We start from the raw sequence: 6,437 nt of genomic DNA, 5'->3' as shown, positions 1-6,437 counted from the left end.
CATGACGCCGCCCCGGGATCGGGAGCGGCGCGGACGGCTCAGGCCGCCAGTTCGGAGATGACCCGCACGGCGTGCTCGAGAGCGTAGTCCGGATCGGCCGCCGCTCCCTTGACGTCGGCGTTGAGCGCAGCGACCACCGTGAGTGCGGTCCCGATCGATGCCGGCGCCCACGTCCGGGCCTGCGCCTGCGCCTTCTTCACCTTCCACGGCGGCATACCGAGCGACGATGCGAGGGAGAACGGGTCGCCGCGACCGGCCGAACCGACCCGGGCGATGGTGTGCACGGCGTCGGCGAGGGCATCGGCGAGCAGCACGTGGGCGACACCGCGGTGCATCGCCCACCGCAGCGCTTCGAGTGCACCGGCCGTGTCGCCGGCCACGGCCTTCTCGGCCACGTCGAATCCCGACACCTCGGCCTTGCCCGAGTAGTAGCGCCGCACGGCCGCAGCGTCGATCTTGCCGCCGGTGTCGGCCACGAGCTGGCTGCACGCAGCGGCGAGTTCGCGCAGGTCTGATCCGACCGCTTCGATGACGAGCTGTTCGACGTCGCCCGAGACCCGCACGTCCGCGGCCTGGAACTCCTTGTGGACGAACGTGCGCACCCACGCGGCCTTCTCCCCCGCCTTCGCGGGAGCGGCGCACATGTGTTCCTCGGCGCCGCACTTGCGCAGCGTGGGCACCATCGCCTTGGTGCGACCGCCGCCGCTGTGGAGGATCACCAGCGTCACGCCCGGAGGCGGATCGGCTGCGACGTCGAGGATCAGCGCCGCGGCGTCCTTTCCGGCGTCGGCCGTGGATTCGAGGATCACGATGCGTTCTTCCGCGAACAGGGAGGGGCTGAGCAGCTCGGCGAGCTCCGGCACATCCGCGTCGCCTGCGCGGAGTCGGGAGACGGGGAGGTCGCCGGGAGTTCCGCTGCGCGTGCGGACATCGGACACGATCTGCGCGACGGCACGGTCGACGAGCAGTTCTTCCTCACCGAGGACCAGATGCAGGGACGCGTCGCTCACGGTTCGATCGTGCCACGCACGTCCGACACCACCGCGAGCGCCCCGGAACCGGCACGGAGCACTGCAACGTCGCCGTGCAGGTCGGTCCGCAGCACCCGCGCCCCGATTCCGGTCAGGGTGGAGACGATCTCGGGATGGGGATGCCCGAACAGGTTGTCGCGCCCGGCGCTGACGAGGGCGACGCTCGGCCGCACGGCGGTGAGGAACCGGGCGGGGGTGGTGCGTGAGCCGTGATGCGGCACCTTCAACACGTCCGCACGCACGTCGGTGCCCGACCGCACGAGTGCGTCGAGCGCGGCCTCCTCCGCGTCGCCCGGCAGCAGGACCCGACCCACGACGGTATCGACAACCAACACGAGGGAGTCGTCGTTCTCGGAACCGCCCGTCCCGCGGCCATCCGGACCCACCACCCGGATATCGAGATCGCCTGCACGCAGAACCGCACCGGCGGCCACTTCCCGCACGGGGACACCGATCTCGGTTGCCGGGCCGAGCACGTCCGCCGCGTCCTCACCGGCAGCGCCCGGCCCGACCACGACCGTCTCGACCGAGCGCCCTTCGAGGACACCGCGGATTCCGCCCGCGTGGTCGGCGTGCAGGTGCGACACGACGAGCAGTGCGACACGGCGGATCCGCAACCGGCGCAGGCACCGATCGACGGGTTCCGGCTCGGGCCCGGTGTCGACGACGACCGCGCGTCCGTCCCCCGTCGCCAGGACCAGTGCATCGCCCTGGCCGACATCGCATGCGACGAGGACCCATTCGGCTCCGGGCCAGCTCGGTCGAAGCATCCGCACCGGCAGCCACACCGCCGCGACCGCCACCGCGATCACGAGAGCCGTGATCCGCACCCGCCGGTGACGAGCCACCGACCACACCACGGCGACCAGCACGGCCGCGACGAGTGCCCCCACCGGTCCGTCCGGCACCTCGAACTCGGCCGACGGCAACGACGCCGCCCGATCGGCCACCGTGATCAGCCACCACAGGAAAGCCCCGGTACCGCGCGCGAGCACCTCCCCCGCCCACGGGACGACGAAGGCGGCCACCGCGACGAGCGAGCCGAGGACCGTCAGTGGCGCGAGTACCGGGGCCACGAGGACATTGGCCGCGACCGACACAACGCTCACCGTCCCGCTCACCGCCGCGACGAGAGGTGCGGTCGCCACGAACGCGACCAGCGACATCGCCGTGACCTCCGCGACAGGACGCGGCCACCCGCGATCCACGAGCCGCGTCACGACCGGTGGCGCGGCGACGATCAGCGCCGCTGTCGCGGACACCGACAGCGCGAACCCGACGTCGACGGCGAGGTCGGGCATGAGCACGAGCAGCACGCCCACCGCGGTGCACAGAGCGGGAAGTGCCTGTCGCTCACGACCCGTCACGAACGCCAGCAGCCCGATCGATCCCATCGCCGCCGCGCGCACCACACTCGCCGACGGACGGACCACGACGACGAAGGCGACGAGAGCCGTTGCGGCAAGGACGGTGCCGGAACGCGGGCCGAGTCCCACCGCGCGCACGAGGAGCAGTACCGCTCCGAGGACGATGCTGACGTTGGCTCCAGAGAATGGCACGAACGTAGGTGCGTGAGGTTCGACACCGGGGACAGCAAAAGTATTGCCCGCCGCGACCGTGAATCGCGACGGGCATGAGTCCGACTATCGAGGAGTCGAACATGTCCGATCTTACCGTATTTGCGGTGGTCGCGTGAGCACCATCGAGCGCGGTTACAACCTCCCTACAGACAACTTCACGATGATCCCGAACGCGTGGATCCGTGACCGTCGCCTGTCCCGTCGCGCACGCGGCCTCCTCATCGAACTGATGTCGCATCGGCCCGGCTGGAAGACCTCCGTCGCCACACTCGCCAAGACCGGCCCCGAAGGCGAAGCTGCGATCAAGTCCGCGATCAAGGAACTCGAAGCAATCGGTTACCTCGAGCGCCACGCCGACACCGATCAGCGCGGCCGTCGCACCGGAACCCGGTACGTCATCACCGCCCCGCCGGAAACGGATACCTCCAGCTCAGACCCAGTGGGCGAAAATCGACCGATGGACACCGATCCATCAGGCGAAAATCGCCCACTGGACACCGGGAAAACCGAGAATTCTCCACTGGACGATTTTCCACCGGTGGACGATCACCCCACTAAGAAGAACATCTCTCAAGAAGATCATTCTCAAGAAGATTTTCAAGAAGATAACAACCGCCGCCGCGTAGTGCAGGAAACTCCCGACCGCACGAGCACCACCGACGACGCGGCGGCAGCGGCAGCCGAAACGCAGATCACCCACAACCTCCAGGCCCTCCGCGACGCACTGCGCAGCGACGGACTGACCGCGAGCTTCCACAAGCTCGACACCACCGGCCGCGCCGAGGTCTCCAAGCTCGTCGAACGCTTCGGAATCTTCGCCCTCGTCCAGGCCGCTCGTCGGATGTACCGCCCCGACTCCCCCGCCCGCTACGTCCAGGCCTGGCTGCCCACCTGGCGCGAGCTGCGCGACTCGCGCCCCACCGGATCGACGGGCACCTGCGGCCAGTGCGTGAACGGCTGGATCGAGAACGACGAGCACGACATCGTCGGCCGCTGCGAGTGCCGAGGAGCCGCGTGATGCGAACCAACGACCGCGCGCTCATCGACCTCGTCTCCGAAGCCCAGATCCTCATCGACACCGCCCACAACCGCCTGCTCGAGGACGGCGTCGACACCTTCGCCGACGCCTACCGCAACGCGTTCACCACGCTGTGCGCCGGCATCTACGACCTCACCGGGAGAACCGAATGAGCGACACCTTCGCCAACGCCCCTGCCGACGTGCAGCTCCGCGCGCTCGCCGGACAGCTCCGCCACAACGCGACCCTCACCGAACTCGACACCCCCGAAACCGCCGCCCGGCGACTGCGTCGCTACGCCGACCTCCTCGACCAGGTCCGCGCCACGATCGAACAGGAGACCACCCGATGAACGCGATCACCAACCGGCACGGCGACGAGATCCGCGTCGGCCAGCTCTGGGCCGACGACCACCGCCGCACCGCGCAGCGCACCCTCCGAATCGACGCGATCGACCGCACGCACGCCACCTGCACCGTGCTCTTCGTCCACGACACCAGCACCGGCGAGCTCACCGCCCCGGGCCGCGTCGTGCGCATCAAGCTCGACAGCCTCCACACCACTCCCGCCGGAAACGGTTACCGCCGGACCTACTCTGTGCGCCCCGCGGGAGTTCTCGCCGTCGACGGTGTCGCCTCGCCGAAACGGATTCAACGCAGGCGCACCAAGGGGTGGCGGATGCCCGCCGGGGCGGTGTACGTCGGTCGCGGAAGCCTGTGGGGCAATCCGTTCGTTCTCGGTGAGGCGCAGGTCCGGATGCCCGCGCTCGACGGCAGTGACTGGGAGATCGAGGACCGCCTGCACAAGACGTCCGGCGAACGGCACGCCTTCCACCACTCCGACTACAGCATCACCTGGCACCAGGTCGAGAATGCCACCGCCGAGCAGTGCGTCGAGATGTACCGCGAGTACATCACGGGACAGACCGGGCGACTCGACTATCGCCACCGCAACCGCACCGCCGAGATCCGCGAACACCTCGCCGGCCTCGACCTCGCCTGCTGGTGCCCGCTCGACCAGCCCTGCCACGCCGACATCCTTCTCAAGATCGCGAACGGAGACACCCTGTGAACGAGATCCGTGAGCACCTGCCGGCGCGCGCCACTGTCGCCGTCGCACTCGCCGCCATCGCGGCCGTCGCCGTCGCCGGCACCAGCTTCTGGCGCTCCTTCACCGCGATCGCCGAACTCGCCGTCGAATACAAGGTGCCGGCCGACCAGGCGTGGATGATCCCCGTCGCAGTCGACGGCCTGGTCGTCGTCGCGACCGTCGCAGCCGCGGTCGCGCGACACCGCGTCGCACGCGCCTACTCCTGGGCACTCCTCGTCGCAGGCACCATCGTCTCCGTCGCAGGCAACGGCATCCACGCGTGGCAGCTCACCGAGTCCCCGATCGGAATCGGCATTGCCGTCATCCCACCGCTCGTCACGCTCGCCGCAGTGCACCTGACCATCCTGCTCGCGCGACAGGACAGCGACACCGAGACAGCACCGGCCAGCGACACTGCGCCCGAGCCGATCCGCGCGACAGTACCTGCCAACACCGACCGCGATGGCCGAACGGATACGACGCCCGCGCGACCGGTGACCCGGCTCCGTGTCGCACCCGCGACAACACCACGACCTGCTGCGACACCGCGACAGGACAACTCCCCCGCGACACCGAAGGCGAACGCGACAGACGACGAACTGAGGACCGTCGCGATCCGTCGCGTTGTCGAGGAAGGCAAGACGGTCCGCGCGACAGGCGCCGAACTCGGCGTCTCGAAGGACAAGGTGCAGCGCTGGGTCACCGCGCACCGCGCGACACTCGAACGCGCGACAGTCGCAGTCTGATCCCACCCCGTCGCGGCCCCGCACACCCGCNNCCGCGACGCCCCGTAACGCACCGACCTGCAGATCGGATGATCCGGACATGAGACTTCGCACCGTTGCCCTTGTCCCCGCTGTCGCACTGCTACTCGCCGCGTGCGGGGGCGGAGGATCGGAGAACGATGCGACGACAGCATCGACCGCGGCCACGGAGTCCGCTACTGCCGCACCATCGCCCGAGCTGATCCCCCTCGGCACATCGTTCGATGCCCAGGACCGAAACGGGAAGACTCTCGGCACGGTCACGATTCTCGATATCGAGAAGAACCCGGTGTGCACCATCGATTACGGCGCGCCGACGCCTGCGGACGGCACCTATGTCGCGGTCCAGGCCCGCGTCGAGACTCCCGCGGACTACGACGCGACGAGCTTCGTACGGACGACCGAGCGGGACTTCTCCGTCATCACCACAGACGGAGTCACGAAGTCCGTCTTCGTCAACTCCGATCTGTGCATTGCCGATCGGGACAACTTCGATACGGCATTCGATGCCTCGTCGATCTACGAGGGCTGGGTGCTTCTCGATACCCCGGACCCCAACGGCACTCTTGTCTACCGACCGCAGCATTCGATCCAGGGCCCGACGTACCGTGTGGCTGATCTGTCGACCGTGCGCGACAGTGGCGGTGCACCCGCCCCTGATGCGTCGGTAGTGCCCACGACCACCTCAGACCCCGTCACCACGCCACCGACGACGGAGGCCCAGACCCCCGCAGTGGCGCCGGCAGGCAATCCCCCCGTTGGGTACACCGGAGCTCCGATCGGTGATCCACAGCCGCTCGTCGGGAAGACCATCGACTACTGCATGGATCCGTCGGTGTCGCAAACCGGCACGACGCAGTTCACCGACGGCACCACCGGCTGGACCCAGGAGTGCTCCGATAAGTGGACCTCCTGAGACAAAGAGAAGTGCCCCACCTCAAACGAGGTGGGGCAC

8 protein-coding genes are annotated in these 6,437 nt (G+C 68.8%); 6 read left to right on the top strand and 2 right to left on the bottom strand.

Annotated elements, in window-relative coordinates:
* Positions 1 to 38 precede the first annotated feature (38 nt).
* Both holA and ACLBYD_RS22115 read right to left on the bottom strand, forming a co-directional pair.
* Positions 39 to 1,010: a DNA polymerase III subunit delta gene (holA, locus tag ACLBYD_RS22120; protein WP_447818139.1), complete on the bottom strand. Its 972-nt coding sequence runs from the start codon at positions 1,008 to 1,010 to the stop codon at positions 39 to 41.
* On the bottom strand, positions 1,007 to 2,590 hold the full coding sequence (locus ACLBYD_RS22115; protein ID WP_447818138.1) for a ComEC/Rec2 family competence protein: 1,584 nt from the start codon (positions 2,588 to 2,590) through the stop codon (positions 1,007 to 1,009). The genes holA and ACLBYD_RS22115 overlap by 4 nt, the downstream gene beginning before the upstream one ends.
* A 133-nt stretch (positions 2,591 to 2,723) precedes the next feature.
* On the opposite strand from ACLBYD_RS22115, the gene ACLBYD_RS22110 reads away from it, so the two are divergent.
* The 6 genes from ACLBYD_RS22110 to ACLBYD_RS22085 all read left to right on the top strand — a co-directional run bounded on the left by ACLBYD_RS22110 (position 2,724) and on the right by ACLBYD_RS22085 (position 6,398).
* Positions 2,724 to 3,629 carry a helix-turn-helix domain-containing protein gene (locus ACLBYD_RS22110; RefSeq protein ID WP_447818137.1) on the top strand — a complete coding sequence of 302 codons (906 nt, stop codon included), beginning with the start codon at positions 2,724 to 2,726 and terminating at the stop codon, positions 3,627 to 3,629.
* Positions 3,629 to 3,802, top strand: a complete 174-nt coding sequence (locus ACLBYD_RS22105) for a hypothetical protein (protein WP_447818135.1) — start codon at positions 3,629 to 3,631, stop codon at positions 3,800 to 3,802. Before ACLBYD_RS22110 ends, ACLBYD_RS22105 begins: the two co-directional genes overlap by 1 nt.
* Positions 3,799 to 3,981, top strand: coding sequence for a hypothetical protein (locus ACLBYD_RS22100; RefSeq protein WP_447818134.1), 183 nt, complete (start codon positions 3,799 to 3,801; stop codon positions 3,979 to 3,981). The genes ACLBYD_RS22105 and ACLBYD_RS22100 overlap by 4 nt, the downstream gene beginning before the upstream one ends.
* Positions 3,982 to 4,226: 245 nt before the next feature.
* Positions 4,227 to 4,700, top strand: coding sequence for a DUF4326 domain-containing protein (locus tag ACLBYD_RS22095; protein WP_447818198.1), 474 nt, complete (start codon positions 4,227 to 4,229; stop codon positions 4,698 to 4,700).
* A complete protein-coding gene (locus ACLBYD_RS22090) occupies positions 4,697 to 5,464 on the top strand; it encodes a DUF2637 domain-containing protein (protein WP_447818133.1) in 768 nt (255 codons plus the stop codon). The genes ACLBYD_RS22095 and ACLBYD_RS22090 overlap by 4 nt, the downstream gene beginning before the upstream one ends.
* Before the next feature lie 79 nt (positions 5,465 to 5,543).
* Positions 5,544 to 6,398 carry a hypothetical protein gene (locus ACLBYD_RS22085; RefSeq protein WP_447818132.1) on the top strand — a complete coding sequence of 285 codons (855 nt, stop codon included), beginning with the start codon at positions 5,544 to 5,546 and terminating at the stop codon, positions 6,396 to 6,398.
* Positions 6,399 to 6,437 lie beyond the last annotated feature (39 nt).

This window comes from Rhodococcus sp. C26F (genome assembly GCF_053345925.1).
This window is presented reverse-complemented; position numbering and strand designations above follow the sequence as displayed.